Source organism: Pseudomonas sp. MWU16-30316, assembly GCF_020515645.1.
GTDB lineage: Bacteria > Pseudomonadota > Gammaproteobacteria > Pseudomonadales > Pseudomonadaceae > Aquipseudomonas > Aquipseudomonas cerasi.
This window is the reverse complement of record NZ_JAIZAZ010000002.1, coordinates 789684-815115: the sequence shown is the minus strand read 5'-3', so window position 1 is coordinate 815115 and position 25432 is coordinate 789684. Positions and strand designations below refer to the sequence as shown.

Annotated in this window: 25 protein-coding genes and 3 pseudogenes; 9 read left to right on the top strand and 19 right to left on the bottom strand. The window is 54.7% G+C overall.

What is annotated here, in order from left to right; translation table 11 throughout:
* The first annotated feature begins 38 nt into the window (after positions 1–38).
* On the top strand, positions 39–422 hold the full coding sequence (locus LCH65_RS10605) for a hypothetical protein (RefSeq protein ID WP_226439419.1): 384 nt from the start codon (positions 39–41) through the stop codon (positions 420–422).
* Here the strand turns inward: LCH65_RS10605 and LCH65_RS10600 are convergent.
* A pseudogene (locus LCH65_RS10600) lies at positions 380–643 on the bottom strand (LysR family transcriptional regulator); the annotation flags it as partial. The gene LCH65_RS10605 and the pseudogene LCH65_RS10600 sit on opposite strands and share 43 nt — an antisense overlap.
* Here LCH65_RS10600 and LCH65_RS10595 point away from each other — a divergent pair.
* The gene (locus tag LCH65_RS10595; protein WP_260523822.1) at positions 616–1158 is read left to right on the top strand and encodes an MFS transporter; all 543 of its coding nucleotides are present in this window, start codon (positions 616–618) and stop codon (positions 1156–1158) included. The pseudogene LCH65_RS10600 and the gene LCH65_RS10595 sit on opposite strands and share 28 nt — an antisense overlap.
* Positions 1159–1393: 235 nt before the next feature.
* Here LCH65_RS10595 and LCH65_RS10590 read toward each other — a convergent pair whose 3' ends face one another.
* From LCH65_RS10590 to LCH65_RS10580, 3 genes are all read right to left on the bottom strand, one after another.
* Positions 1394–2818, bottom strand: coding sequence for a TULIP family P47-like protein (locus LCH65_RS10590; RefSeq protein ID WP_226439418.1), 1425 nt, complete (start codon positions 2816–2818; stop codon positions 1394–1396).
* A gap of 4 nt (positions 2819–2822) precedes the next feature.
* Positions 2823–4376 carry a TULIP family P47-like protein gene (locus LCH65_RS10585; protein ID WP_226439417.1) on the bottom strand — a complete coding sequence of 518 codons (1554 nt, stop codon included), beginning with the start codon at positions 4374–4376 and terminating at the stop codon, positions 2823–2825.
* 96 nt (positions 4377–4472) lie between these two features.
* Complete coding sequence (locus tag LCH65_RS10580; protein ID WP_226439416.1) at positions 4473–5741, bottom strand: TULIP family P47-like protein; 1269 nt, start codon at positions 5739–5741, stop codon at positions 4473–4475.
* A gap of 848 nt (positions 5742–6589) precedes the next feature.
* On the opposite strand from LCH65_RS10580, the gene LCH65_RS10575 reads away from it, so the two are divergent.
* Both LCH65_RS10575 and LCH65_RS10570 read left to right on the top strand, forming a co-directional pair.
* Positions 6590–6940, top strand: coding sequence for a hypothetical protein (locus LCH65_RS10575; protein ID WP_226439415.1), 351 nt, complete (start codon positions 6590–6592; stop codon positions 6938–6940).
* A gap of 265 nt (positions 6941–7205) precedes the next feature.
* Positions 7206–7500: pseudogene (locus LCH65_RS10570) on the top strand (transposase); the annotation flags it as partial.
* 758 nt (positions 7501–8258) lie between these two features.
* Here LCH65_RS10570 and LCH65_RS10565 read toward each other — a convergent pair.
* The 3 genes from LCH65_RS10565 to LCH65_RS10555 all read right to left on the bottom strand — a co-directional run bounded on the left by LCH65_RS10565 (position 8259) and on the right by LCH65_RS10555 (position 11618).
* Positions 8259–9620, bottom strand: a complete 1362-nt coding sequence (locus LCH65_RS10565) for an MFS transporter (RefSeq protein WP_226439414.1) — start codon at positions 9618–9620, stop codon at positions 8259–8261.
* Positions 9621–9732: 112 nt separating this feature from the next.
* Complete coding sequence (locus LCH65_RS10560) at positions 9733–10671, bottom strand: 3-keto-5-aminohexanoate cleavage protein (protein ID WP_226439466.1); 939 nt, start codon at positions 10669–10671, stop codon at positions 9733–9735.
* Positions 10671–11618, bottom strand: a complete 948-nt coding sequence (locus LCH65_RS10555) for a 3-hydroxyacyl-CoA dehydrogenase family protein (RefSeq protein ID WP_226439413.1) — start codon at positions 11616–11618, stop codon at positions 10671–10673. Before LCH65_RS10555 ends, LCH65_RS10560 begins: the two co-directional genes overlap by 1 nt.
* 132 nt (positions 11619–11750) lie before the next feature.
* Between LCH65_RS10555 and LCH65_RS10550 the strand changes: the two genes are divergently transcribed.
* The 3 genes and pseudogenes from LCH65_RS10550 to LCH65_RS10540 all read left to right on the top strand — a co-directional run bounded on the left by LCH65_RS10550 (position 11751) and on the right by LCH65_RS10540 (position 14381).
* The gene (locus LCH65_RS10550; RefSeq protein ID WP_226439412.1) at positions 11751–12788 is read left to right on the top strand and encodes an AraC family transcriptional regulator; all 1038 of its coding nucleotides are present in this window, start codon (positions 11751–11753) and stop codon (positions 12786–12788) included.
* A gap of 139 nt (positions 12789–12927) precedes the next feature.
* Entirely contained in the window at positions 12928–13455 is a 528-nt protein-coding gene (locus LCH65_RS10545) for a cupin domain-containing protein (protein ID WP_226439411.1), read from the top strand.
* 88 nt (positions 13456–13543) lie between these two features.
* Positions 13544–14381: pseudogene (locus LCH65_RS10540) on the top strand (3-hydroxybutyryl-CoA dehydrogenase).
* Between the two features lie 4 nt (positions 14382–14385).
* Here LCH65_RS10540 and LCH65_RS10535 read toward each other — a convergent pair.
* Entirely contained in the window at positions 14386–14955 is a 570-nt protein-coding gene (locus tag LCH65_RS10535; RefSeq protein ID WP_226439410.1) for a 3-hydroxyacyl-CoA dehydrogenase NAD-binding domain-containing protein, read from the bottom strand.
* Positions 14956–15011: 56 nt separating this feature from the next.
* Between LCH65_RS10535 and LCH65_RS10530 the strand changes: the two genes are divergently transcribed.
* Positions 15012–16231 (top strand): IS3 family transposase gene (locus tag LCH65_RS10530; protein WP_226439409.1). Its coding sequence is split into 2 segments (ribosomal slippage): positions 15012–15357 and positions 15357–16231, totalling 1221 coding nucleotides; the frame shifts between segments, so codons are not numbered across the junction.
* Here the strand turns inward: LCH65_RS10530 and LCH65_RS10525 are convergent.
* The 7 genes from LCH65_RS10525 to LCH65_RS10495 all read right to left on the bottom strand — a co-directional run bounded on the left by LCH65_RS10525 (position 16228) and on the right by LCH65_RS10495 (position 20360).
* Positions 16228–16644 carry a 3-hydroxyacyl-CoA dehydrogenase NAD-binding domain-containing protein gene (locus tag LCH65_RS10525; RefSeq protein WP_226439408.1) on the bottom strand — a complete coding sequence of 139 codons (417 nt, stop codon included), beginning with the start codon at positions 16642–16644 and terminating at the stop codon, positions 16228–16230. The genes LCH65_RS10530 and LCH65_RS10525 overlap by 4 nt on opposite strands.
* Before the next feature lie 12 nt (positions 16645–16656).
* The gene (locus LCH65_RS10520) at positions 16657–16968 is read right to left on the bottom strand and encodes an acetoacetate decarboxylase family protein (RefSeq protein WP_226439465.1); all 312 of its coding nucleotides are present in this window, start codon (positions 16966–16968) and stop codon (positions 16657–16659) included.
* A gap of 93 nt (positions 16969–17061) precedes the next feature.
* Positions 17062–17640 carry a plasmid pRiA4b ORF-3 family protein gene (locus tag LCH65_RS10515; RefSeq protein ID WP_226439407.1) on the bottom strand — a complete coding sequence of 193 codons (579 nt, stop codon included), beginning with the start codon at positions 17638–17640 and terminating at the stop codon, positions 17062–17064.
* A 3-nt stretch (positions 17641–17643) separates the two neighbouring features.
* The gene (locus LCH65_RS10510; RefSeq protein WP_226439406.1) at positions 17644–19149 is read right to left on the bottom strand and encodes an IS66 family transposase; all 1506 of its coding nucleotides are present in this window, start codon (positions 19147–19149) and stop codon (positions 17644–17646) included.
* Positions 19150–19186: 37 nt separating this feature from the next.
* Positions 19187–19531, bottom strand: coding sequence for an IS66 family insertion sequence element accessory protein TnpB (gene tnpB / locus LCH65_RS10505; protein ID WP_226439405.1), 345 nt, complete (start codon positions 19529–19531; stop codon positions 19187–19189).
* Positions 19528–19905: a transposase gene (locus LCH65_RS10500; protein ID WP_226439404.1), complete on the bottom strand. Its 378-nt coding sequence runs from the start codon at positions 19903–19905 to the stop codon at positions 19528–19530. The genes tnpB and LCH65_RS10500 overlap by 4 nt, the downstream gene beginning before the upstream one ends.
* 53 nt (positions 19906–19958) lie before the next feature.
* Positions 19959–20360, bottom strand: a complete 402-nt coding sequence (locus LCH65_RS10495) for an acetoacetate decarboxylase (protein WP_226439403.1) — start codon at positions 20358–20360, stop codon at positions 19959–19961.
* 284 nt (positions 20361–20644) lie between these two features.
* On the opposite strand from LCH65_RS10495, the gene LCH65_RS10485 reads away from it, so the two are divergent.
* On the top strand, positions 20645–21439 hold the full coding sequence (locus LCH65_RS10485; protein ID WP_226439401.1) for a LysR substrate-binding domain-containing protein: 795 nt from the start codon (positions 20645–20647) through the stop codon (positions 21437–21439).
* Between the two features lie 258 nt (positions 21440–21697).
* Here the strand turns inward: LCH65_RS10485 and LCH65_RS10480 are convergent.
* From LCH65_RS10480 to LCH65_RS10465, 4 genes are all read right to left on the bottom strand, one after another.
* Positions 21698–22917, bottom strand: a protein-coding gene (locus tag LCH65_RS10480) for an IS3 family transposase (RefSeq protein WP_226439400.1) whose coding sequence is annotated in 2 segments (ribosomal slippage) — positions 21698–22572 and positions 22572–22917 — 1221 coding nt in all. Because the reading frame shifts where the segments join, the coding sequence is not laid out codon by codon here.
* A gap of 67 nt (positions 22918–22984) precedes the next feature.
* Positions 22985–23410 (bottom strand): cupin domain-containing protein, encoded by a 426-nt coding sequence (locus LCH65_RS10475; protein WP_226439399.1) that lies wholly within the window; start codon positions 23408–23410, stop codon positions 22985–22987.
* An 81-nt stretch (positions 23411–23491) separates the two neighbouring features.
* Positions 23492–24580 carry an aldo/keto reductase gene (locus LCH65_RS10470; RefSeq protein ID WP_226439398.1) on the bottom strand — a complete coding sequence of 363 codons (1089 nt, stop codon included), beginning with the start codon at positions 24578–24580 and terminating at the stop codon, positions 23492–23494.
* Positions 24581–24589: 9 nt separating this feature from the next.
* On the bottom strand, positions 24590–25372 hold the full coding sequence (locus tag LCH65_RS10465; protein ID WP_226439397.1) for an isochorismatase family protein: 783 nt from the start codon (positions 25370–25372) through the stop codon (positions 24590–24592).
* Positions 25373–25432 lie beyond the last annotated feature (60 nt).

The window sequence follows — 25432 nt, the reverse complement described above, 5'->3', positions numbered from 1 at the left end:
ATGTGCTTTTCCAAATACCTTGCCAAGGCTTCGAAGGTGTGGATCCCGAGCTTCTGACCGGGATCCACAAGCTCATGCTGGACATGCAGCAGAAAGGTCGCGAGAAGAATTATCTGAGCTGCTGGTACCTCGGAGCGGAAGAAAGCGAGGGCATATGGGAAGAGTTTGGCAAGGATGGCGTCATCCTGATCGGCCAGGAGTGGGCGCTGATGAGCGCGTTTGCCGAGCCCCTGGAACACGCCATCAATGGCGATGCAGTGACCTACAGTGACGAGCTCAAAGCTGGTGCGTTGGATGAACCCCTGCGTATGAAGCATGCAAAGTTTCATGCAGAGAAAGAGTTCCGCGTCGTCTTCAATCTCACCAAATACTCGATGCTCAGACGATCGTGCAAGCTGATCTCGAGCTCGATCTTTGGATAGGCCCTCATGAAGTCTGCCCACACAGGCGCAAGGTGCAAGATTTTAAGGCTCACAGGTGCATTCACTCTAAGCAGTCCGCTTGGCTCTGGCGCCGCTGACGACACAGCGTCCTCAGCCTCATCCAACATCGCCAGGACTTTTGTGGCCTGGTGATAGAACTGTCTGCCCTCGTTAGTCAGAGAAAGGGGGCGAGTTGTCCGGTGAAGCAACCGCGCGCCTACGCCCGCCGCTCATCGCAGGCTTAGGTATCGCCGCGTTCGCGCAACTGAGCGGCATCGAGATAATGATCTATTACGCCCCCACCTTCGTGAAGAACGCCGGCTTCGGCGCATCGGCGGCGCTGTGGTCTGCCCTTGGCGTGGCCGTGACCTATCTGGTGATGACTTTCGTGGGCAAGATAGTCATCGACCGCACCGGGCGTCGAACCCTGAGCCTGGAAATGATCCCAAGCGTCGTGGTGAGCCTGCTGGTGCTGGGTGCCGTGCTGCACTTCAATCTGGCAGGTGACAATCAGGCGTGGTGGATCATTGGTTGCCTGATCGTGTTCATAATTTTCAAATCCGCCGGCATTCAGGTCATTGGCTGGCTGACAGGTGCTGAGATTGCTATCCGAGACCAAGCCATCGGCCTGCACGCTGCGACGCTCTGGGGATCGAATCTGTTGCTCATCGGAACCGCGTTGACCATAACTACTGGCTGGGCGTCGGCGGCGCCATGTGGATATATGCAGGCCTGAACGCGTTGGCATGGGTGTTCATGTTCTTCCTGGTTCCCGAGACCGGCGGGCGCAGCCTAGAAGACATCGAGCGTAGCTTGCGCAATGGCACTTTTCTGCCCAAGCGCTCATGAAAGCCGAGGTGTGCTCCCCCGGCGACAACCGGTTACGCGAATAGCCCGCTCATCTGAGGTTGATAGCAAGGAGCTTGGCTTGGGCTCTTTGCATCAACCTACGCGTCGCCAGGGTGTTTACGTTAGTCGCCTGCCTTCAGATCCCCGACCAGTTGCAGAGAGTCATTAAGCCTTGCAGCGCTCAATTTGAAGTCAGCCGTGTCGGCCCACACGATTGGCGCAGTGGTATCCAGCACCATGTCCGTAATAGCCGGCGCCTCCCCTCCCTTGACCATCTCCAGAACCGCCGTGGTGATCAGCATCGCACCACCGGCCACCCCGGAAACCATGCCAATGACCAAGGCGGCTGCGGCTATTGCAGTGCCTCCGGACACGACCGCAAGCACCACCATCGCGACCAGCGCGATTACACCCAAGACCTCCTCGGCGATCGTGATTCCCTCGGAGGTGGTATTCCATTTGTTTTGAATCGATGGCCTGGCCTCAAAGAACGTGAGGGTCTGCTCGCCGTCAGGACGGTCAACCAGCTTAACGCCCAGGAAGTTCTGAGTTTGACAATAGGCCTCGATGCCCGGTGACACATCGCTTTTGGTGACCGCTGACATCTGCAGCTCAGTCGCCTCCACGGTTATCGTCAACGATTGCAGATGTGAGGACGTCTTGTCCTGCGAGCCATCTGACTTTGTCGTAGTCACAGTAAAGGGGATGCCCGCATCGCTGAGCGTCGAAATAGATTCACCATCGGCAGCCAATGAGAAATCTGCCAGATTGCTGCCCCCGAACACCTGAGGCATCGTCGGCAACACAAGATTGCTCAATAACCGCTCTTTGGATATCAAGAATGCGGCGGTCAAGTTCGCTGGAATGACCTGGGTCGACAGTTGCTGGATAAGCCCTGTCGCACTCCGTCCTTGGGTCATGCAGAGGACACCCAGAACGCCGTCACCAGGTGTTGTAGCATCGGAGTAGGCATATGCCACAGAAGTCGGTTGCAGCCACTGAAATTGCTTCTTGTCCGCCGTGCGATTGAGATCAACAGTCGCGAAGACGTGTTCAAAATCTCCAAGATTGGCGTTCAGCCACGTATCCAGCAAAGCGGACAGCGCCGCCAGGCCAGTAAACTCAGGAGGTGCCTGGCTGTATGAGACCGACAGTACTGAAACGACGGGGAACTGCTGTGAGACCGCGTCGGTTCTAACGCGCAGCTCGTGTACCGCCGTATCGATGGTCTGACGAGGCAGGAAATTCAACCTCACCTCGACCAGTGCAGTTGCGGCTCCTGAATAAGGGGCCGCCATCGGCACAGTCAGGTTCATCGAGCTGATCGGAATCGACAGTCGAATGAGATCTCCATCCCCGCCGGTCGTCACCTGCCACGGGTCGAACGTGCCTGTCACGTGGACGTCGTCCTGAACATCATCCACCTTAAATGCGCTTGGTGAGCTTCCTGCCTTGATGATCGCGCGATTCACCTCCCGGATGTGGATACCGAAAACGGTATCCCATCCGAAGGTGCTGGCGATATCTGTCGAAGAGAGATCGGCCATATGATCAGGCTCCCGAGTAGGTCAACCCAAACTGGCAGGAACCGTTCAGTTGAGCGGACGCGAGCTTGAACGAAGGCGTGCCGGCAGGCCAAACCACCGCCTTACCAATGGCATTATTGGTCAAGTCAGAGATCTTCGGCATTTCGTCGTACTTAAGATTGGCCACCGCATCGACGATCCCCATGATGGCGGCGGGCGTTCCCGTCAAGAACGACCCCAGCATCGCGCACTTGGCAATCATCGCGAATCGACCGCCCAGCTGAGACATTTCTTGGGGTGTACCAGAAATGATGCCTTTGAGAATCGACACGGTCGCGGTCGCTGCCTCCCCCTCCGCTTCGGCAGTGGTCACTGCAGCTTCGGTAGCACTGGTGACTGCAGACGTGGCCGCCTTGGAAATGGCGCCCCCGACACCACCGACGATGGCGGTGACAATCGCAACAACACCCAAGACGATATTGGCAATCTGAAAGCCTTCACTGACGACCACCGACCCCGACCCACTTTGGGTGGACACGGTCAACCCAAGGATGTCGTGCTCGGCGTCGTAGTTGAGAGTCTGTCGTCCCTCATAGTTGAGATGCACGTTGATGCCAGGGCTGAACTCGAACTGCATATCGCTGATGTTGATCACTAGTTCCGTGGTGTCAATCTGCAACGTGAAGTTAGAGGCTGACACTGTTGGGGTCACGACCTTTCCGTTTTCCAGCTTCGTAGGAACAAGGGTCAGATCGTTGGTGTTGATGATACGAGTGCCCGACGCGTCGATTTTGAAATTCTGCGATGGCGGGGTATCGGTAATACCCTTGAACATCAGCGGCGTACTCGCAAGAATCATGTGGGTCAGACACACCTGAGGGGATAGCAGAAACCCTGCGTCTGATTTATCCGGGATGGAGAAGGGAGAGACCTGCAAGGACAGCCCGCTCGTATCCGTCGAGCCATCTATTAACGTAAGCACCCCGAAGACGGAGTTCTCCAGAGTAGGGTTCAACTCAGGCTCTGCAACCGCGTATCCCAGGAGTGACGGCGTCAGCCATTCAAGCCCGGTGTCGAGCTGAGCATTGAAGTCAGCCACGGCAAATACGTGGTTGAATTCTTGAAGGTTCGCGTTGAACCAGGCGCCCAGCAATTGGCTCAATACCGCATTGGCCAAGTAATCGGTCTGGGCCGGCAACACGCTGCTCACGGTGACCGCTGGTGATGAAGCGCTGTCAGTCACGAGCACCAGATTCTTTTTCGCCGTATCAGTAGGTTGAGGTAAAAACTGTGCATGTACCTCGATGGTCGCGGTGCAGGGGTTCAAAGCAATCTCCTCCGTCCCCATCTTGAATGTGCCCGACTTGATCGGGACACTCATGTAGATGTTTTTCCCGGCGCCTCCCAGCGTCAGCAACCAGTCTCCAAAAGTGCCGGAAACTGCCGCCTGACCGTCTGGAGCTGCCTGACTGAAAGTTGTAGGCGAGGACTTCTGATTGATGATTGCCTTGTTGACATCGGAGTACTTTATTGCGGACACACAGTCCCACCCATTTGTATCGACATATGTATTTCCCATAACAACCTCCTGTTGAAATAGATATCAACGCATACAAGATGCAAACACATACAAGGTTTATCAAGGATGCAAACAACAAACAAGACGAAACTGATCTTATTTAACAGGCCCTTTCAACCACAAGGCACCCGACAACCCTGCCGTATTGGGGGAAAAGCCTCCACGACCACCCCAGCTGACAATATTTGACGATGCGCTCGATATATTCGAAGCACCTGTCATCTGGGATATACCGTTACCCAATTCATTTCCGATCACATTAGTAGTGACCTGAAGAACAATTTCAGCAACCCCTACCGATATGATGTCCAGAAGATGATCGTACCAAGGAATATCGACGTTTTTTGAAAACGTCGGAGTACCCAACACCGTCATCGAGATTTTCTGTGATATAGGGTCAAACTGAATTCCAATATTCGAACTACCGTTGAACGTCATTGAGATATTCATCCCCATGTCGCAGCTGCCCGACACACTCAGAGCCACATGATCAGCCTGCACCGACGCTGTCAGAGAATTGATCTTGGGATAGTAGGTTTCACCTGCTTTGCTGACCGAGGGAAGTCCAATGGTACCGTTATTGGAAAGATGGCCAACGTTGTCTACGGAAAACAACGATGCTGCGACCCCCCATGCGTTTGCGAGACCTGGCACGAACACATTGCGCAGGAAAATCCAAGGTGCGATGGCCAATCCCGCATCGCCGGGTTGGCAAAGGAGAGAATGGTCGACCTTGAGAGGAGCGTTACTGGGGCCGTCCGACGTCATGCTCAGGATAGCGAGCGAGGCACCCTCGCCTGTCGCCGGCGCATAGCAATAGGAGGACTGATGTGGCATCAGCCAAGGAGTAGCATTCGCACCGGAAGGCGTAATGTTAGCGAATACATAGGAAACTTTGGAAGCATTGTTCACTAGACAGGTGGCAACGGCAATGGCCACCACTCTTTCTTGCAGGGGCGTGAGCCTGTGATCAGGATCAATCACGCCGTTAGGACTAACAACACCGTTATCCGGGCTCGGACTGCCGCCAACAGATTTAAAATTGAAAGTTAGTGTTTGCCCTCCAGGTGAAGATGGGGAGGGCAACAACTGAAGTGCCACGCCAAGCTGGACAATTAACCCTGAAATATCGATCGATGATTGCCCAGGTGGCGTTAAGAGACTCGACTTCAATTCGATATTCAGCGCAAGGTTTTTCCCCGAGCCTCCAGCCGCAATAGACCAGGTGCCGAAGGTGCCTTTAGCGTCATAACCTTGCTCGTTGAAATCGAAATTTTCGATTAACGATGCTGTGTTGCTTTGCAGTGACTTATTGATAACTCCAATATCTGCTGCAAATACAATATCCCAGCCGTTGGTATCCATTCCACTGCTTCCTTTCGTGGGTAAATTGGCATGACAACTAAAAGATATGAGGTTTCAAGTGTATCGAGGATCAAAGGATTAGCACGACCATTAAACGGTGTCAAATTTCCCGAGGTAAATTTTTAGCTGACTCCTTAGACACGACATGGCTTTGTGCTATTAAATTTCTGATTATATTGAACATTCGGTGCAGCGACGTACGCATGGTTTTTTGTATCCGCAGGTCAGTGGGATACGCCGCCGAGCGTCCCAATCCCTCGGATCACTTCTGCCCGTCCACTCCGCAGAGTTTGTGCTTCTGGCTATCAGCTCATAGTGGCCACGCAATCAAGGCGTATCAAAGAGTGAGCTCCCTGTGGAAATCCGACGAATGAGCCTAGCCGCAACAACCGTTCGGGTTCTCCGCAAGGTTAGGTTGCGAAGCTTCGAAAAAGCTGTGCTGTATATAACAACAGTACTATTTTTGGATGCTTTTATGGATGCGGGCCGGATCGCCAAAGCGCTGGCGCAATGGAGGCGAGTCTGGATTCTTGCTCCGCCTAGCAAAACCTAGGAGCCCAGTATCGCTATCTGGTGCGCTACGCCGACAAGCTGGAGGCATGCAACGGCATTGACCCGCTGGAGCGATTCGACATGGTGGAAATGGCACAGGCCGCATTTAGCCATTTCGTCGGGGAGGAGCCTCAGGAGCGGAGGCATCCGGCATCCGAGTATGATGTTTACAACGATGCGGGCGCTCGGGTCGGAAGCCTGCGTGGGAGCAGGTACTTTTTGCATGGTCAAAGCGGCAGACCTGATCCAATGGAAACCTTTGCACAGATTTAGGAGAAGGACGGCGAGTACCTCTCATGACTCGAACGTATGCGCCTTATGGTGTACTGCGCGATCGCTACATCCACACTCACGTGGGTCAACGCCTGACGCTGGTGGAAACGGCTCGCATGATCAACGGCAAGTGGAGTGTCCGTATTGATGATCCGGACGTCTATCGAGGTGTGCTGGACGCGTCTCAGGTGGCATTGGAGCAGGAGAACATGGCGGTTTACGTTGACCTTTGGCAGAAGGAACACTTCTCGATCTTCACTCTATATGTTTGCCGTGCTGCGACCGCTTCTATTTTCGGGAAGATTGAACGTGTTGCGAGGGGCGCGGCTTCATCGAAGATCCGCAATGTCCGAGTAGGCCTCCGCCATCCGTGATCGCCCGCAAGAGCCCAGCAACCCATCGTCCAGCGCCGATAAACGATGAACCTGCTCCACACTGATCGCTCCAAAATCAGCACAGGACAAATCTCAGGTGAGCCATGAGGCTGGCCAAAAAGATGCATGAAACACAGGGGGAACGGATGAGCCTGAAACTGATTTTGTTCACCATGATTGCCGCCTGGATGAGCGCGGCAATGTAGTGGTCTACTAACCCCGGGCACCTTTTTAGGCAAAAATGATCGCCACATAGAGGTGTTTGATGAGCAGACAAAGACGTACCATCACCCCTGAATTCAAGCGCGAAGCTGCCGGCCTGGTGCTTGACCAGGGCTACAGCCACACTAATGCAGCCCAGTCGCTCGGGTTGGTAGAATCGGCCCTGCGACGTTGGGTCAACCATCTCTAGCAGGAACGAGGCGGTGCCACACCGACCAGCAAAGCGCTGACACCCAAACAGCAGAAAATTCAGAGCTGGACGCCCGGATCAGCCGTCTTAAACGGGAAAATCCATCTTAAAAACAGGCTACTACGCTCTTGATGTCCGAGGAGGACGAGCGCTTTCGTTAGTCGATCAATTGAGCTCGGAGGAGCAGGTATGTGTTGTGCTCAATCTTTGATGTCACTCGATACTGCTGTTATGCGTACTGCCGCAATTGGCGACCCTCAGATGCCGAGAGGGTAATTTGTCCAGCCTTGTAAACGACTGGTTACGCACAGCCACGGCGGTGAGGGAGCCACTGCATCATGTAGCGTAATGGATCACTTGACAATAATACGGAGATATACCAGCGCTCAGGTAGCTCCCGATCACATTGACGATCAAGCTCATTACAGTCACGTCTATTTAAATCTTAAAATATCATTCTATTATTATTGGGTGTACACGGCCAGCCACCAAAGACCGATATCGCGAAAGCGATCGGCTAATCACTGAAGCCCACCCTCGATGGGCAAGCTAAGCTGGGTTACCAGCAAAGTCACTTCAGCGAATTGAATAATGCCTCAATCTCGCCGTCCAAGTCGACTGACATCTCCGAATGGATGCTCACCCCGTGCAGCACCTCGCCAGAAGTTGAGGCAGCCGTAGAACTTCTCTTCAAGGAAGGCCGTCGGTTGCCGACAATGGCAATACAGTCGCCTTCCTCTACGACCTCTATGAATATAGAGAGTGGTGGGCCCGCAATATCTATGATTTTCATACGAAAGCCTTTCATGCTTAGTCTTGAAATGATCGAAAATTTCAAGGTTGCCAATAGAGCTCGGTGGTGTGCACCGTTGGCCAAGCATCAGCCGGGCGCAGGAGTTTGAGCGATCAACGATGTCCCACCCTGACAGCGGTTGGAGGCAATGCAAGCAATATAGCTAAGCCGCCTGCGAGCATGAGCAGTGCGATAGTGTATATGCCGTTATCCAAGCTGCCTGTCAGATCCTTAATAAAGCCGAGCAAAGCAGGGCTGACGAAGCCACCGATAACGCCAATCGAACTGACTAGACTGATCCCTACCGCCGCAGTCGCATTGTTCAAATACGTAGAGGGTATCGCCCAATAGGCGATGCCGGCACCGAACTGAAAAAAGCCAACAATACTCAAGACCGCGAGGGTTGCCACCAGCGAGTTATTCAAAAAAGGCGTAATGGCGAGGCCGATTGCGCCAAGTATCAATGAGCCGCCAACATGCCATCGACGCTCCCTCCGCCGATCCGAACTGGCCGAGATGAACAACACACCTAAGGCAGCAAAGATGTAGGGGATTGCTGACAGAACCCCGATGTGGGAAACCTCTGTTACACCCAGCCCTTTGATGATCGTAGGCATCCAAAACGTGAAGGTGTAATTCGCGCATGCGGTTGTAAAGTAAATGAACGCGAGCAGCCAGACCTTGATATCACTCAGGGCCAGACGCAGCTTGGTCAACACTCCGACATGACCATTAGCACTAGATGGATCGGTATCTCTTGCCATCGCTTTGATGACAATCTGCTTTTCGTCGGCGCTCAGCCATTTTGCATCTGCTGGACGATTGGCTAACAACAAGTAGCAGAGACATCCGATCACTATGGTCGGCAGCCCTTCGATCAGGAACATCCATTGCCAGCCCTCCAGTTCGTGCACCCCATTCATCGATGACATGATCCAACCCGAAATCGGGCCGCCGATGATACCTGCTACCGGGATGGCAAACATGAATTGGCCTGTAACCTTCCCGCGTCGAGTGCTTGGAAACCAGTAGGTGAGGTACAGAATGATGCCTGGAAAGAAACCGGCTTCGCAGATACCCAGCAAGAGCCTGACAAGATAAAACTGCTCAGGCGTCTTTACCAGCATCGTAGATGCTGACACCAATCCCCAGAGCACCATGATCCGGAGCATGGTGATTCGAACTCCGATGCGCTCAAGCCACAGGTTACTAGGCACCTCGAACAGCAGGTAGCTGATGAAGAAAATTCCTGCGCCGAGCCCATAGACGGCTTCGGAAAAGCCAAGGTCAGTACTCATTTGCAGCTTGGCGTAACCGACATTGATTCGGTCAAGGAAGGCCAGTAGATAAGCCAAGAACAGCAGTGGAACGAGACGGTAGGTGATTTTTCGGTAAACAGAGTTTTCGGCCTTGAGGCTTTCATCCAACGAATGAAGGTCTGGGGAAACTCCCAAAAGTGATCCGAGATTTGCCATGGTCAATCCTCGCGATAATTATTATTGTTTTAGGTAGTTGGAAACACTCAAGGACTCTAACCATAGTCCCCAATGCTTCCAGCGTGGAACGTACACAGTCGCGACCGCAGGCTTAGAAACCCACGTTGCTGGCCCCTTTCAAGCCCAGAATCTGACGTGCTTCATCAGGGGTTGCGATCTCGTACGACAGCTCTTCGAGGATCCGACGGATTTTCCTGACTTGCTCAGCGTTGGTCTTGGCCTTCACGCCTTTTTCCAGATAAATACTGTCTTCCAAGCCAACACGAACATGACCGCCCATAATCGCGCCGACGGTCAACAGTGACATCTGATGGCGACCTGCTCCCAAGATCGAGAACTCATAGCTGCTACGACCAAACAGGCGGTCAGCAACACCCCGGATCATGGCCAGGTTTTCTGGGTCGGGGCCGAGGCCGCCCAGAATGCCGTATATGGACTGAATAAAGAATGGCGGTTTGATCAGCCCTTCTTCGACGAAATACGCAAGGTTGTACAGGTGGCCAACGTCATAGCACTCCAGCTCGAACCGGGTTCCGGACTCACCCAAGTCCTGCATAATGTGCTTGATGTCCTTAAAGGTGTTTCGAAAAATCAAATCCTCCATGCCTTCGACATAAGGCTTTTCCCATTCATGCTGCCAATGGTCGATTTTGCGTGCGATGGGATGAATGGAGAAATTCATGGAGCCCATATTCAGCGAGCACATCTCGGGTCGTGCACGCAGTGGGTAGGCCAGTCGCTCCTGCAACGACATACGGGTACTGCCACCGGTAGTAATGTTGATCACCGCGCCGGTCTGACGCGCGATTTCGGGAACAAATTGATCGAACAATGCAGGGTCTGGCGAGGGCCGGCCATCAATCGGGTCGCGAGCATGCAGATGCACAATGGAGGCCCCGGCCTCAACGGCCTCAATCGCCTGCTGAGCAATCTGCTCCGGCGTGATTGGCAGATATTCCGACAGGGTCGGAGTGTGCATAGCACCTGTTACAGCACAGGTGATGATGATCTTGCGATTCTTATTGGTCATCATACGGACTCAACCACTAGCGTTTTAAGGGCAGGCGTATTGATGGACTCAATGAGTCGCAACGCCAACTGCATACGAACCTGGTCGGCTTGCTCCGGAGTCCAGGAACGAAGTCCTTGGCCCGTGCGCATCCCCTCACGACCTTGGGAAAGGAGCGTTTCCAGTAGGGGATTAGGTGCTTGGTCGTTGCACAAATCAGGAAAGATTACATGGTGTACTAGCTGGGTGAGCTGAAGCCCTACCAGATCAGCGTTTTCCATTGGGCCGAGGAATGGCATGCGCATACCGAAGCTTTGCTTAACTACGGTATCGATGGTTTGCGCATCGCAGACGCCTTGAGAAACTAGCGAGATTGCCTCTCTCCACATCGCGTGCTGAAGCCGATTGCCGATAAAGCCTGCGACATCGCGGTTTACTTTTACGGGGGACTTGCCCAGGCTCTGAAGAAGCTCAAAAGTAGAGTCAAATACCTGTGCGGAGGTGTACTCGGTGCGTACGACTTCGACAAGAGGGACAAGATGGGGGGGATTCCACCAGTGCGTTCCAACCAGGCGAGCCCGTGCATCCATTTCGAGCAGTTCGCCAATTGCAGTGATCGGGATGACAGATGTATTGCTCGCTAAGATCGCATGGCTGGGCGCGAATTCAGCCACCTCAGCAAACAGCTTTTGCTTCAGTTCAAGCCGTTCAGGCGCGGCTTCGATAATGATATCGGCGCCTGCAACAGCAGCCTTCAAGTCGCTAACTAGAGAGATATTGGCAAGAACAGATGCGGAGGCGAGCCCCATCTGATCAAGGTTGTGGGCAATGCGTTGGGGAGCAACGTCGAGGATCGCCCGATCAGGGTCATGGAGGATGACCTTGTGACCAGCCAGGGCAAAGACTTGTGCAATGCCATGCCCCATCAGCCCCGCACCGATGACACAGGCGTTAAGGATTTTTTGCATGATGACTCCGTTTTTATCGAGCCCGTTGGGCTTTCTTGTTGGAGTCATACTACGAGCGAGTCCATAAACTGGTAAGGTTTTGAAAGGACAGCTGCCAGTCTTAATCGGACACCTACAAAAATGGACTCGCCCATGCCTGCACCGAATCAGGTTTTCCTAAATCAGAAAATCTTTGCTCCTTACAAGATCGCCACGCTGGTCGAAACGGTGGCAGATCAAGGCATAACCCCCGACGTGGTTTTAATGGGCACACAGCTCGACGCAAATCAGATCAACGATCCCAACACACTCACATCGATTCATCAGTACATCGAGGCCTGTGACAATGTCATCAGGGCTTCAGCCGACGCCTCCACGGCTTTCCAAGTGGGGTCACGAATGCATCTCTCGGCGTATGGGATGTATGGCTACGCACTGATGTGTAGTTTGACCTTGCGCGACTTTTTCGACTTTGGCGTGAAATATCACGTTCTGGCTACGCCCACCGTGCTCATCAGTTGGCGTGAGGAAGAAGACGCAGCCATCTGGGAGTTCACAGAACTCTATCACCACCTGATGAGTGCAGAGACCCGAGAGTTCCTTATCCGCCAGCAGATGGCCCAGCACGTCACTCACCTCAGGGACGCTGCTGGCAATGAGTGCACACCGGTCAGGGCGCTATTCACATTCCCCACTCCGGCTGACAAAGCCAGGTATGAGCGATTCCTGGGCTGTGAGTGTGTGTTCGACGCTCAGGCAACCGAACTTCACTACCCGCGAGCCATTTTGTCCCAGGCGCCCCAGCTCGCAAATCGATTGACCCGCACTATGCTCCAGGAAACGTGTGACCGATTGATCGGGAGGGCGAAGACCTCCAGGGGAGTGGCCGGAGAGGTCTACCAACTGATGATGTTGACCCCTAGCCAGTTTCCGACCATGGGACAAATAGCTGTGCATATGCAGCTGACTACCCGGACGCTGCGGCGAAAGTTGCTGGCGGAAGATACGGACTACGGAGCGATCCTGGATGACGTCCGCAGTAGCCTGGCCATCGAGTATCTACAAACGACGAAAATGAGCACAGAGGATATTGCAGCAAAGTTGGGTTTCAGCGACAGCACCAATTTCCGTCGCGCCTTCAAACGCTGGACGGGCAAAACCCCCCGCCAATTGCGAGATGAAACGAGGTAAAAACACGTGTCCACTTCAGACCCCTTTGGTGTCACTGGAGACCTCGTATTTACCGGATGGGATTCGTAGTATGACGCAAGGCAGATCCCAAGAGGTCTACAAACCAAATGGCCCAGTCAAAAAATAAGAGTGCCTTCCCATGCTCATACCGGTTCGACGCATTATCACCTTTGATGACGCAAACGGTCGTTCCTCCGTCTTTATCGACGGCCCTGCCACTCATGTCATCGGTGGGTTGACCGAACTGTGGACTACTGGCAAAACACCCCACGACCATGACCTCAGGATTGATCGCGGTGAGCAGTCCAATTCACTGGAGCCCCCCGTCTTCGGGACTGTTTTTCGTTTCTTTCAGATCCCCCCTGAATCCAGCACGGCGCATCTAAGCCCCGATGAAATAGCGAAGGCATGGAGCGACTTGTTTGCCAGAATGAACGCCTCGCATGTTCAGCCAGACACGCGTCGGGGCCCTGGCATGCACAGAAGCGCCACCACGGACTACATCATCCTTCTCCAGGGTTCTATCACACTCATACTCGATGATGCAGAAGTGGACATGAATCCATTCGACGTCGTCATCCAACGAGGCACCAACCACGGTTGGGTCAACAGAGGCGAAGTGGATGCGCTTTTGATGGCCGTGCTGGTTGATGCGAAAGGCGACTAATCGGCATTAGTTCAGGAGACTGAACCATCTTCCCGGGAGTACACCCACCTTGAAATCAAAAGCTATAGGCGTGATCGGCGCCGGAACCATGGGAAACGGTATCGCTCAGGTGTGTGCCGTCGCAGGGTACGATGTTTTCCTGTTGGATATCAGCCAGGCCGCTGTGGATCGGGGCTTGAGCACACTGCGTAAGAATCTTGATCGGCAAGTAGCGAAGCAGGCACTAACCCAGCAAATTGCTGACGACGCCTATGCGCGAATCCAGCCGAGCACCGATTATGAGATTTTGTCTCAAGTAGCCATGGCTATTGAAGCTGCGACAGAAAGTTTAGAGCTGAAAGTTCGAGTGCTCAACCAGATCGCGACATATATTGATTGTGAGTGCGTTATTGCCACGAATACCTCCTCACTTTCGGTAACGCAGTTGGCTGCTGCTATTGATCATCCGGAGCGATTCATAGGCCTGCACTTTTTCAATCCGGTACCGATGATGAGGCTGGTAGAGGTCATTCGGGGGCTCCGGACTTCGGACGCCTGCCATGAGCGTGTGATGGAGGTTGGCAGAGAAGCTTGAGAAGACAGCGATTAACGCAAGCAACCGACCCGGATTCGTTGTGAATCGAATACTAATTCCAATGATCAACGAAGCGATTTTCGTATTAGAGGAAGGCCTGTCCTCGGCACAGGAAATCGATGCCGGCATGCAGCTCGGATGCAACCAACCGATAGGCCCGCTCGCACTCGCAGACCTCATTGGACTGGATACGATGCTCGCGATTATGGAGTCGTTTCAAGAGGGGTTCGGGCACGACAAATACCGGGCCGCACCGCTCCTGAGGGAAATGGTTGCAGCCGAGCTGCTAGGCAGGAAAACCGGTAAAGGGTTCTACGATTACTGCTCCTGCCAAACATTCGAAAAGTCGTAATGATTCAATCTGCCCTCAGCCGCGAAATGAGCATCCTGTCTCTCCAGGCGACCCAATCAGCGAGGCTTCGCGATCCTGCCTCTTTCCTGACGCCCGCAGACAAAACGGCTCTGGTTTCCTGATCAAGCACTGGAGTACCTAGATCAGCCCACCAACTATTGATAGAGGGTGCAAATTTATCCAAAAACTTATCCAGCCCCTGGTCTCCGGCGCCGAGATGGTAAAGAAGACACTGGCCCATTACGCTCCACCGCAGACCTGGGCCAAAACGCACAGCGGCATCCGCATCTTCCACTGAAACCACGCCCTCTTTGACCAAATGGGTGACCTCGCGAAAGAGTGCTGCCTGGAGTCTGTTTGCTACGTGGCCGACGATTTGCTTACGAAGCACAATGTTTTTCTTACCCATGGCCTCGTAAAAATCCCGTGCGGCGTTGATGGTTGCCTCGGACGTCTTGGGGCCACCGACCAGCTCGACCAACGGGAGTAGATGAGGGGGGTTGAACGGGTGACCAATCAGTGTACGTTCGGGGTGGCGCTGATAAGTTGCCTGGATGTCTTGAACGAGCCCCATGAAAGACAGGACACCGTTCCCCCCTTAAGATAAGGGATAGGCAAACGGGTATGTATATGACTAACAGCAACGATAAGGGTGGCGAGCTGCTCGGCCAGGAACGCCGACGCCGTTGGAGCACCGACCAGAAGCTGGCCATGGTTCGCGAGAGCCTCGAACCCGGACAAAGTGTGTCCGTAGTGGCCCGGCGCAACGGCATCAATGCCAACCAGCTGTTCCTGTGGCGCAAGCTTTACCAGGACGGGAGCTTGTCGGCGGTCAGTGCTGGCGAGGCCGTGGTACCGGCGTCGGAACTGAGCGATGCGCTCAAGCAGATCCGAGAGTTGCAGCGGATGCTGGGCAAGAAAACGATGGAGGCCGAAGTCCTCAAAGAGGCCGTGGAGATCGCCCGGTCGCGAAAATGGATTGCGCACTCACCCTTGTTGCCGGGGGACGACCAGTGAAACTGGTCAGCGAATGTCTCGGTGTGTCGCGCTCGCAATTAACGGTTCGAATCAAGCAATCGGTATCGCCCAAAGTACGGCGACGTCGGCTGGTGAACGATACGGAGTTGGTCGCTGAGGTTAAGCGGCAAGTCAGCGAGTTGCCGAGCTATGGCTACCGTCGTGTTTGGGGCTTGTTGCGCCGCGAGCGTGAAGTCCAGTCATTGGCCCCGATCAATGTGAAACGGGTTTACCGTGTCATGCGCGACCACAATCTATTGCTGGAACGCCGCATCAAGCAACCTGGCGTGCAACGCCGGCATGAAGGCCGAATTGCCGTTACGACCAGCGATACGCGCTGGTGCTCGGACGGCTTCGAGTTTCGCTGCGACGACGGTGCGAAGTTGAGCGTGACTTTTGCCCTGGACTGCTGTGACCGCGAAGCCATCAGCTGGGTCGCCAGCCCGACGGGCTACAGCGGTGACGACATCCGAGACTTGATGCTGGAAAGCGTGGAGAAGCGATTTGGCGATCAACTACCGAGCACGCCCGTCCAATGGTTGAGCGATAACGGTTCGGCCTATATCGCCGAGCAGACGCGTCTGTTTGCTCGCCAGATCGGCTTGCAGCCGGTGACCACACCGGTACGCAGCCCGCAAAGTAACGGCATGGCAGAGAGCTTCGTGAAGACGATCAAGCGTGATTACGTGGCGCACATGCCTAAACCGGATCGAGAAACCGCGCTGTGCAATTTGACGATTGCCTTCGAGCATTACAACGAGCAGCATCCTCACAGCGCCTTGAAATATCGGTCGCCGAGAGAGTTTAGGCGTTTGGCAGCAGCATCAATTTAACGGGGAGTTGGTGTCTGGTTTGGTAGGGGCAAGTCCATGTCTCCTATACGCAACCCCGAGGAGCTTGAGGAAATGATGGTATGTGCAGGGGCCAGCTCATCCAGTTCAGCGTACAAATCCAGTTTCCAATCAAGATTCTCGGGGCCGTTTTCTTGAATGAAGTCCGCTTTATTCACTGCCTCCGAAAGGTTCAAAGTGAAGGCAATATTAGCCATGGTACAATCGCTGGGAGCGCCCGCTAACTCGATCAGTGACGGCCATGCGTGCGCGATCGCCGAATGCAAGGCCTTCTCTGCGCCTGGCGCAGGATCCGTAACAATGACCTTATAGCCGTGTGCCAAAAACAGTGCAGCCCAGCTCGCACCGATGACACCGGCACCGACGACGCTGACCGTTTCAATTTTGCGAGTCATGTCTTTATGCCCTCAGGACGCCAGATCATTGTGGACGACTTCACCATTCTCAATGCTGAGATCTGCTACGAAATGCACTGCGGAAAGCACTTCCATTACCGGCAGCTCGTGCATGTCCGAGAAGCAGTGAGGATTCAATAGAAGCGAGGCGCGCCCCGACCATGCTTCCCGTACTTTTACTCGGCCAATCTTGCAGTTGACCAGTTCCAGCACGCGCTGAGTGCCATCCACGTGGGGAATCACTTTCACTAGAAACACCGGTTGGCGCAGTGACTGCTCAATGTCCGCAGGATCCAGTGCTGATGTTTGTAGGCCATGGTGCAGGTCGCTATGCGCTCGCCTTCGTAGTCCAGCGTCCCGACCAACGTGTCGCTGCGCATCTCAAACGTAAGCGTCCGAGCTACACCGCCTTGCAACTCAAACCTTGATCCGTTTAAACCACTGATTCACGCGCTCGCACTCAAATGCTGCTGGATCAAAAGCATCGCCATGCCATTCAACCATTGCGTCATGCTCCGGATGATCGGGGTTGGCCATCGCCTCCAGGAAATCCTCGTAACCAGGCCCGCCACCCACGTCTTCCGGGGGGCACGCATTGGCGCCGTCGATGCAATACGGAACCTGAGGACAGGCAATAGCGGGTAACGTTTTTTCGACCTTGATACTGTGATGCCAGCTGTCACCAAAGTCATAGAGATAATTAAATGTCCGCTTACCACTCAGCGCCCTGATCAGCGTTTTACGAGCTTCCGGGTTAACCGTCGGCCCCCAGCCATCGGGATCGGGCATACCATAACGCTCGCCGGCAATTTCAAACTCATGCAGATGGCTATCACTCCAGCCCATCACGACCTGGATGACATGATGCAGCTTGCCCAAGGTAATATTTTCAGGCACCGCGAACCGACGCCAGATCGTCGGAGTGATCCACTTCAGCTCAATGTGCAGCAGCAACAGGTCGGGGGCGGGTTTGGGTAAACGGACAGTTTTAACCATGAATCAGGCGGCCTCGCAGTGTTCGGTGTGGTTCAAGGACATGTTCCAAGGCAGCAACTCGCTCACCCGATTGATCGGGTGCTCGGCAATGTGCTCAAGCACATAGGTTAGATACGCCTGTGGGTTCAACCCGTTTAGCTTGGCCGAACCGACCAGGCTGTAAATCGCAGCCGCTCGTTCTCCGCCAGCATCGGAACCGGCAAACAGGTAGTTTTTGCGGCCCAGCGCGACGGCGCGTAGCGCCCGTTCGGCGGCGTTGTTGTCGATTTCGATTCGGCCGTCATCGCAGTAACGCGTCAACGCCTGCCACCGGTTGAGGGCATAGAGGATTGCACCGGCCAATGTCGATTTTTTCGACAGTTGAGTCAGCGTCTGGTTAAGCCATGCGTGTAGTTGTTCCAGCAGCGGACTTGCTCGGCTTTGCCGAACCGCTTTTCTTTGATCTGGCGGCTGTCCTCTGATCTCGCTCTCGATGGCATACAGGGCCGCAATCCTTTGCAGCGCCTCGCTGGCAAGTGGTGAGGCCTGGTCTTTGTAGACATCGTAAAATTTGCGGCGGGCGTGAGCCCAACAGGCGGCTTCCTGAATGGTGCCTGTCGCATACAGCTGAGCAAAGCCGGCGTAGCCGTCAGCTTGCAAAATCCCGCTGAAGCCCTTGAGATGAGCGCGGGGATGTTGCCCCTTGCGATCCGGCGAGTAGGCAAACCATACAGCCGCCGGCGTCGCGTAACCGGCAGGTCGGTCGTCCCGAACGTACGTCCATAGGCGAGCCGTTTTGGTTTTGCCGTTGCCTGGCGCGAGCACGCCAATCGGCGTGTCGTCGGCATGGATTTTATGACCGCTCATCACATGATGCTCAAGGGCGTTGATCAGCGGCCTGAGCAATTGGCTGCTCTGGCCGACCCAGTCGGCCAGAGTTGAGCGCTCCAGCTCCACGCCCTCACGGGCGTAAATCTCGGATTGCCGATACAGCGGCAAATGGTCAACAAATTTGGAGACCAGCACGTGGGCCAATAGCCCAGGGCCTGCAAGGCCTCGGGCTATCGGCCGACTCGGTGCCGGTACCTGAGCGATGTGTTCGCAGCAGCGGCAAACCCACTTGGGGCGAACATGGCGGATCACTTTGAAACGTGCCGGAACGTACTCCAGCACTTCGGACACATCCTCACCCAAATGGCGAACCTTCCCACCGCAGCCAGTGCATTGCGACTCGGGCTGATAGACGTGAGTTTCGCGAGGTAGGTGTTCAGGTAACGGCTTGCGCCGAGAGACAGGGCGAGGTGGCGGTTCGGGTGGCGGCGTCAGTTCAGTCTGACTGACTTGCAACTCTTCAAGACTCAGTTGGAGCTGATCGATCATCGCGTCCAGTTGCTCGGAGCTGCGACCGAACTGCATACGACGCAGCTTGGCGATCATCATTTTCAAACGCTCAATCTCTGCCCGCTGGGCAGAGACCAGAGCCTTCAATGCTTGAAGATCGTTAGGCAGGGAGTCGGTCGCGAGAGTCATGACCGAATGTTACTTGGGATTTTTTCAGCGTGGCAAGTCAGACCGCGAGGACGGGTGCTGAACGAATTGGCCTGCGCCAATCAATGCCTTCCAAAAGCATCGACAACTGCGCAGCCGTCAGCGACACGCTGCCGCTGGTTGCTTGCGGCCAGATGAAGCGCCCTTGTTCCAGCCGTTTGCAAAACAGGCACAACCCGTCGCCGTCCCACCATAGCAATTTGATCCGGTCACCGCGCCGTCCGCGAAACGCGAAAATCTGACCGGAGAACGGATCGGCTTCAAGCTGAGTCTGCACCAATGCTGCTAAACCGTCGAAGCCACGGCGCATGTCCGTGACGCCAGCAGCGATCCAGATGCGGGTTCCAGCGGGAGGAGCAATCATCGCAGTAACTTCTGCAGGATGATTTGCAGGGTATGTGGGTCAGGCGTGCCAGTGATGCGCAGCTTGGCTTTTCCCGCCTCAACAACGATCACGGAATGACACTCTGGCGGTGGCTGAATGACTTGCGGTAAATCCATTGGCGCCTCGATCACCTGGACGGGCAAAAGCGTTGTGCTCTGGCTGACGGCGCCGAATGCTCCTTCCTGATATTGATGCCGCCAGCGAAAGACCAAGTTGGCATTGACGTCATGCTCACGAGCGATCAACGATACGGAGGCGCCAGGCTGGAAGGTGGCCTCGACGACTTGGCGTTTGAACGCCAGCGAGAAGTTAGGGCGGCGGCCGGTTCGACGAACGGGGGCAACTGTATCCAAGATAGTGTCCACTAAAAAATGGTGTCCACTATCTTGGCCAATTTTGGAGGCCCTCAGCAGAGGGTGCTGGCCGGACGGTTACTCTCAAACTTCGGCTGCGCCAGTGTTTCAGGGAACCCGTACAGTTCGCGCCCCGAAAATACAGCTGGGGTGTTATTGAGAAACATCCGGTGGGTGTAGCTACCTGGCTTACCTTCGAATGTCACCGGAATCACCTGCCCTGACTCAACGTAATCACCCAGCCCGCTGGAATCGGGCATTTTAATGAACTCGTATTTCACGATAGGCTCGGCTGGCATGAGCGGGGCCGGTATTACCCTGGCCAGCGCCTCGGGATCCGTCCGATAGGTCACGATGAGGTATTCACGGTCTACAAACCTGAACGGGGCACGTGGGTAGACGTTCCCACCCAATGGGCTGCAATAAGCGATATCGCGAACTTGGTCTTCAGTCATTTCGGCAGATCTCATGTCGATGGAATTGGCCGATCAAAAGGATTCATTCGCAGCCCTTTGGATCGGTAAAAAAGTCATCAACATGTTCTGCCGCGAGCAGGGCTGAGTCAAAATCACAGCGCTTATACAGGTATCACTGGCAATTATGGCCACACGCCCTAAGGTCGATTTAAACCTGCTCGAATCCCTCCATGTGCTCCTGAGCGAGCGCAACATCACCTATGCAGCTGTCAAGCTTGGAATCACTCAGCCTGCACTTTCTGCACAGCTCAAAAGGCTGAGAGTTGCTTTTTGATGATCCACTGCTGGTCAAGGCTGAATCCGGGCGGGGAATGGTGCTTACGCCGCGTGCTACTCAAATGACTCGTTCACTGCAAAGCATCATCGAGATGCTGAATCAGGTCGCAGGCGACCAAGGTCAGCTTGAGACCGCGAAGGCTGCGAGGACTTTTAGAATCGCGGCAAATGATTACGCGCTTGATCGACTCGCTCGTGACGTCATCATCAAGGGGGCCGGAGGATCCGAGGCATCGAGAATAGTGTTTGTAGCCCCGAGGTATCCTTCATCCGTAGAGGCGCTGGAAAATGGGGACTTGGATCTCCTGCTGGACACCGATAGAAATATTCCTCAGGGGTTGAAGGCGCGGATATTGATACAGGATGCGTTTGTCGCTGCACACCGGCAAAACCATCCTAGAGGCACCGCCCCTCTGACCATCGACAGCTACTGTCAGATGAAGCACTTAGTGGTTTCAAGCATTCGAGAAAATCTACGTGGGCATATGGACGAAATTTTGATAGATATCGGACGGAGGCGCGAGGTGGTTGGTGTGATGGAAAGCTTCGCCACTATCCCGAAGATCCTAAGCCAGAGTGACTTCATCGCAACGCTCCCCGGTAGGATTTTCGAATCTCATGACCATGATCTCAACACATTCGAATTACCTTTCAAGTGCCCGCCCTACACATTGAGCATGGCTTGGCACCCACGTTCCGATAAAGACGAAGGGTTGAAGCATTTGCGCGAGATCCTCATCGTTGCGAGTGGTCACGCCCTCGGCGGCCTCGGCCAGCACTGAAACTGGACGATAGTGCCAGTTAAGAACCCGCACGCTGCGTTTACAGCACCACGACCGAGCAAGCGAGGAGCGACTGAGGCATCGAGGTGAGTAAGCTATCGACACCGGTAGCATTAGTTGGGGTATTTTACTGGGGCGATTCATGCCTTCTACCGCAATGGTGCACGCAGCGCTAAAGTGTTCGAGTAGCGTCACGCCTAAGACGTCAGCTCAATGGCTATTGGACTTGCCCCTACCAGACCGGACACCAACTCCCCGTTAAATTGATGCTGCTGCCAGACGCCTAAATTCTCGCGGCGACCGATATTTCAAAGCGCTGTGCGGATGCTGCTCGTTGTAATGCTCGAAGGCAATCGTCAGATTGCGCAGCGCTGTTTCTCGATCCGGCTTGGGCATGTGCGCCACGTAATCTTGCTTGATCGTCTTCACAAAGCTCTCTGCCATGCCGTTGCTTTGCGGGCTGCGTACTGGTGTGGTCACCGGCTGCAAGCCGATCTGACGGGCAAACAGACGCGTCTGTTCGGCGATATAGGCCGAACCGTTATCGCTCAACCATTGCACTGGAGTGCTCGGTAATTGATCCCCAAATCGCTTCTCCACGCTTTCCAACATCAAGTCTCGTATGTCATCGCCGCTGTAGCCTGTCGGGCTGGCGACCCAGCCGATGGCTTCGCGATCACAGCAGTCCAGGGCGAAGGTCACGCTCAACTTTGCACCGTCGTCGCAACGGAACTCGAAGCCGTCTGAGCACCAGCGGGTATCGCTGGTACTAACGGCAATTCGGCCTTCATGCCGACGCTGCACGCCAGGCTGCTTGATGCGTCGTTCCAGCAACAGATTGTGATCGCGCATGACGCGATAAACCCGCTTCACATTGATCGGGGCCAGTAACTGGACTTCACGCTCGCGGCGCAGCAACCCCCAAACCCGGCGGTGGCCATAACTTGGCAACTCGCTGACTTGCTGCTTAATCTCGGCGACCAACTCCGTATCGTTCACGAGCCGACGTCGCCGTACTTTGGGCGATGCCGATTGCTTGATTCGAACCGTTAATTGCGAGCGCGACACACCGAGACATTCGCTGACCAGTTTCACTGGTCGTCCCCCGGCAACAAGGGTGAGTGCGCAATCCATTTTCGCGACCGGGCGATCTCCACGGCCTCTTTGAGGACTTCGGCCTCCATCGTTTTCTTGCCCAGCATCCGCTGCAACTCTCGGATCTGCTTGAGCGCATCGCTCAGTTCCGACGCCGGTACCACGGCCTCGCCAGCACTGACCGCCGACAAGCTCCCGTCCTGGTAAAGCTTGCGCCACAGGAACAGCTGGTTGGCATTGATGCCGTTGCGCCGGGCCACTACGGACACACTTTGTCCGGGTTCGAGGCTCTCGCGAACCATGGCCAGCTTCTGGTCGGTGCTCCAACGGCGTCGGCGTTCCTGGCCGAGCAGCTCGCCACCCTTATCGTTGCTGTTAGTCATATACATACCCGTTTGCCTATCCCTTATCTTAAGGGGGGAACGGTGTCCTGTCTTTCATGGGGCTCGTTCAGCTATGATCATTGAGATCTCTAGTAGGGCCAACCTCATATTGCTCATCAGTAACCTTTTCAAGCCATTCAACGTTTTTGCCGTCCAAAGCTTCCTGAACTGCTATGTGGGTCATTGAGGTGGTCGGTGAAGCGCCATGCCAATGCTTGTGTCCAGGCGGGCACCAAATAACATCGCCTGCGCGAATCTCCACGATTGGCTCCCCTTCACATTGCGTCCAACCACAGCCAGCCGTGACGATCAGGGTCTGGCCAAGCGGGTGGGTATGCCAAGCAGTGCGCGCGCCAGGCTCAAACGTGACACTGGCCACAGAAACCCTGGCCGGTTCAGGCGGGAAATTTAATGGATCAATCCGGACGGTACCGGTGAACCATTCTTCAGGGCCTTTCATGGATGGCTGAGATCCTGGGCGTTTGAATTCCATATTGGTTTCCTTGAAAAGAGCAGAATATTGAAGCTAGCTCAACCTTGAGGCTGAGCTAGGGGCAGGATTTGGGGTTTGGGGTTACGCATGCCCCAGTGGGTGATCAGAACCTTTGCCAACCAAAGCCCCGAGGGCTTGAGCTGATGAGTCCACAGATCTTGCGCGCTGGCCGACGCCAAACGCACCATAGGGATACCCACCTGAAACAGGTACGCTCACCTCGTCCAATGCAGACGTTGCGTCCGAGCTCAGCACCAGTTCAACAGCGCCAAGGTTATCGGTAAGGTGCTTAAGCGTACGTGCGCCAACAATCGGCGCCGTTACACCCGGTCGATGGGAGAGCCAACTCAAAGCGACTTGCGAAGCCGGCACGCCCATTTCTTCTGCGATCTCTACGAGCTTGTCAATAGTCGCCCAGTTGCGATCTGAGTCTGCGTACTCGGCGGACGTCCATTGGTATAGCTTGTTGTCCGAACCCGCACGTGTATCAGAGTCCGGCCTGCCGCCGCGATTGTACTTGCCGGTCAGGAAGCCACCAGCCAGAGGTGACCAAGGCAACACGCCAATGCCGTTGTGCAATGCTGCCGGAATGACTTCCCACTCGATCTCACGAGAGAGCAGGCTGTACTGCTCCTGAAGCGTCACAGGGAGGTATACGCCCATAGCCTTAGCAGTAGATATCATCAACTGCAACTGCCAACCCGTGAAGTTGGAAAGCCCGATATAGCTGACTTTTCCCAACCGGACAGCGTCATTCAAAAACGCGAGCGTCTCCTCAACAGGGGTCAAAGGATCCCAGCCATGCATTTGGTAAAGATCGATCCGGTCGACGTTCAGTTGCTTTAGGGACTTGTCCAACGCACGCTGAAGATGGCGACGAGACAAGCCCACATCGTTAACATCCGGGCCTGTACCAAATCGTGCTTTGGTAGCGAGCACAACACGGCCTGTGACCTCGTCCGGCCGGTTGGCAAACCATCGCCCTACGACCTGTTCAGCAGCACCTCCGGCGTAAACGTTGGCGGTATCAATCAGGTTTCCACCTGCCTCGACATACGCATCGAGAATATCGAAAGCATCCTTCTCTGAAGTTTGGTCACCGAAATACATGGTGCCCAGACCGAGCGTAGATACTACCATGCCCGTATTACCTAACCTGCGGTACTTCATGGAAGCCTCCTAGTTGGTAGTTTGAATTTCGGAAAATGCCGCGAGCACAGATGCCCCTGGCTCCTCGGAAAAATTGGGTGACCATTTCGCCGCCAAGCTGATGATCGATGTGGGCAACGCCCCCGCCAGCTCCATTTGGCGTAGTGCCGCTGACTCCGTCCGAGAAGACGCGCTGCCGATAACATCGACAGGGACGTGCACGGTATAACCTGAATTGATAGCCCCCAATGCCGACTCCAATACAGCTACCTCCGTCGCAAATCCACAGATGATCAATGTCTGGCGGCGGTTGTTCGCCAGGCTCGCAACCATCGCCTCGTCAGTGAAGCTTGGAGCCAATAAGCGCTGAGAAGTGTTATGCGCATTCGAGTACGGCCGGAGTTCCGAAATGAGCTCACCAGGTTTTCCTTTGACAGGGACGAGGGAGAAAGTCATCGGTATCCCCAGGAGTCGGGCAATCTTTGCGAGCACTCCGGCATTGTTCCGAAGCGCAGCCGGGGTTATTGAACGGCTACCATGCGTCAACGAATCCTGCAGATCCACAAAGAGAATCTGCACATCTTGAGGCCGGGCCTCGAACCGGCCCATCGACGAGCTGGATCGGCCCGCTGAAGCCGATACGGGCTTGTTTTCAGAGTCTGTAGGCTCCGCCATGACTCGACTTGAAATGCCCGGTATCAAGGTTGCACCAAGCAATGCAGCAGTCACTTTGAGCAGCGATCGTCTCCCGGCTTGTCCACCGTCGGGCCTACCCTTAAGTTGATCAACTTGGTTACCGTGAAAATCTCTCATCAGCCTGAGCTCCTACCTGACGGACTGAGCCTCAGCCCGGTTTTAGATCAAGGTGCTTGC

What these genes read in the sequence shown, in the direction of transcription:
- LCH65_RS10590 (WP_226439418.1), bottom strand. Translation starts at nt 2,818, where the DNA reads ATGGCCGATCTCTCTTCGACAGATATCGCCAGCACCTTCGGATGGGAT.
- LCH65_RS10585 (WP_226439417.1), bottom strand. Translation starts at nt 4,376, where the DNA reads ATGGGAAATACATATGTCGATACAAATGGGTGGGACTGTGTGTCCGCA.
- LCH65_RS10580 (WP_226439416.1), bottom strand. Translation starts at nt 5,741, where the DNA reads ATGGATACCAACGGCTGGGATATTGTATTTGCAGCAGATATTGGAGTT.
- LCH65_RS10575 (WP_226439415.1), top strand. Translation starts at nt 6,590, where the DNA reads ATGACTCGAACGTATGCGCCTTATGGTGTACTGCGCGATCGCTACATC.
- LCH65_RS10565 (WP_226439414.1), bottom strand. Translation starts at nt 9,620, where the DNA reads ATGGCAAATCTCGGATCACTTTTGGGAGTTTCCCCAGACCTTCATTCG.
- LCH65_RS10560 (WP_226439466.1), bottom strand. Translation starts at nt 10,671, where the DNA reads ATGACCAATAAGAATCGCAAGATCATCATCACCTGTGCTGTAACAGGT.
- LCH65_RS10555 (WP_226439413.1), bottom strand. Translation starts at nt 11,618, where the DNA reads ATGCAAAAAATCCTTAACGCCTGTGTCATCGGTGCGGGGCTGATGGGG.
- LCH65_RS10550 (WP_226439412.1), top strand. Translation starts at nt 11,751, where the DNA reads ATGCCTGCACCGAATCAGGTTTTCCTAAATCAGAAAATCTTTGCTCCT.
- LCH65_RS10545 (WP_226439411.1), top strand. Translation starts at nt 12,928, where the DNA reads ATGCTCATACCGGTTCGACGCATTATCACCTTTGATGACGCAAACGGT.
- LCH65_RS10535 (WP_226439410.1), bottom strand. Translation starts at nt 14,955, where the DNA reads ATGGGGCTCGTTCAAGACATCCAGGCAACTTATCAGCGCCACCCCGAA.
- LCH65_RS10525 (WP_226439408.1), bottom strand. Translation starts at nt 16,644, where the DNA reads ATGACTCGCAAAATTGAAACGGTCAGCGTCGTCGGTGCCGGTGTCATC.
- LCH65_RS10515 (WP_226439407.1), bottom strand. Translation starts at nt 17,640, where the DNA reads ATGGTTAAAACTGTCCGTTTACCCAAACCCGCCCCCGACCTGTTGCTG.
- LCH65_RS10510 (WP_226439406.1), bottom strand. Translation starts at nt 19,149, where the DNA reads ATGACTCTCGCGACCGACTCCCTGCCTAACGATCTTCAAGCATTGAAG.
- tnpB (WP_226439405.1), bottom strand. Translation starts at nt 19,531, where the DNA reads ATGATTGCTCCTCCCGCTGGAACCCGCATCTGGATCGCTGCTGGCGTC.
- LCH65_RS10495 (WP_226439403.1), bottom strand. Translation starts at nt 20,360, where the DNA reads ATGACTGAAGACCAAGTTCGCGATATCGCTTATTGCAGCCCATTGGGT.
- LCH65_RS10475 (WP_226439399.1), bottom strand. Translation starts at nt 23,410, where the DNA reads ATGGAATTCAAACGCCCAGGATCTCAGCCATCCATGAAAGGCCCTGAA.
- LCH65_RS10470 (WP_226439398.1), bottom strand. Translation starts at nt 24,580, where the DNA reads ATGAAGTACCGCAGGTTAGGTAATACGGGCATGGTAGTATCTACGCTC.
- LCH65_RS10465 (WP_226439397.1), bottom strand. Translation starts at nt 25,372, where the DNA reads ATGAGAGATTTTCACGGTAACCAAGTTGATCAACTTAAGGGTAGGCCC.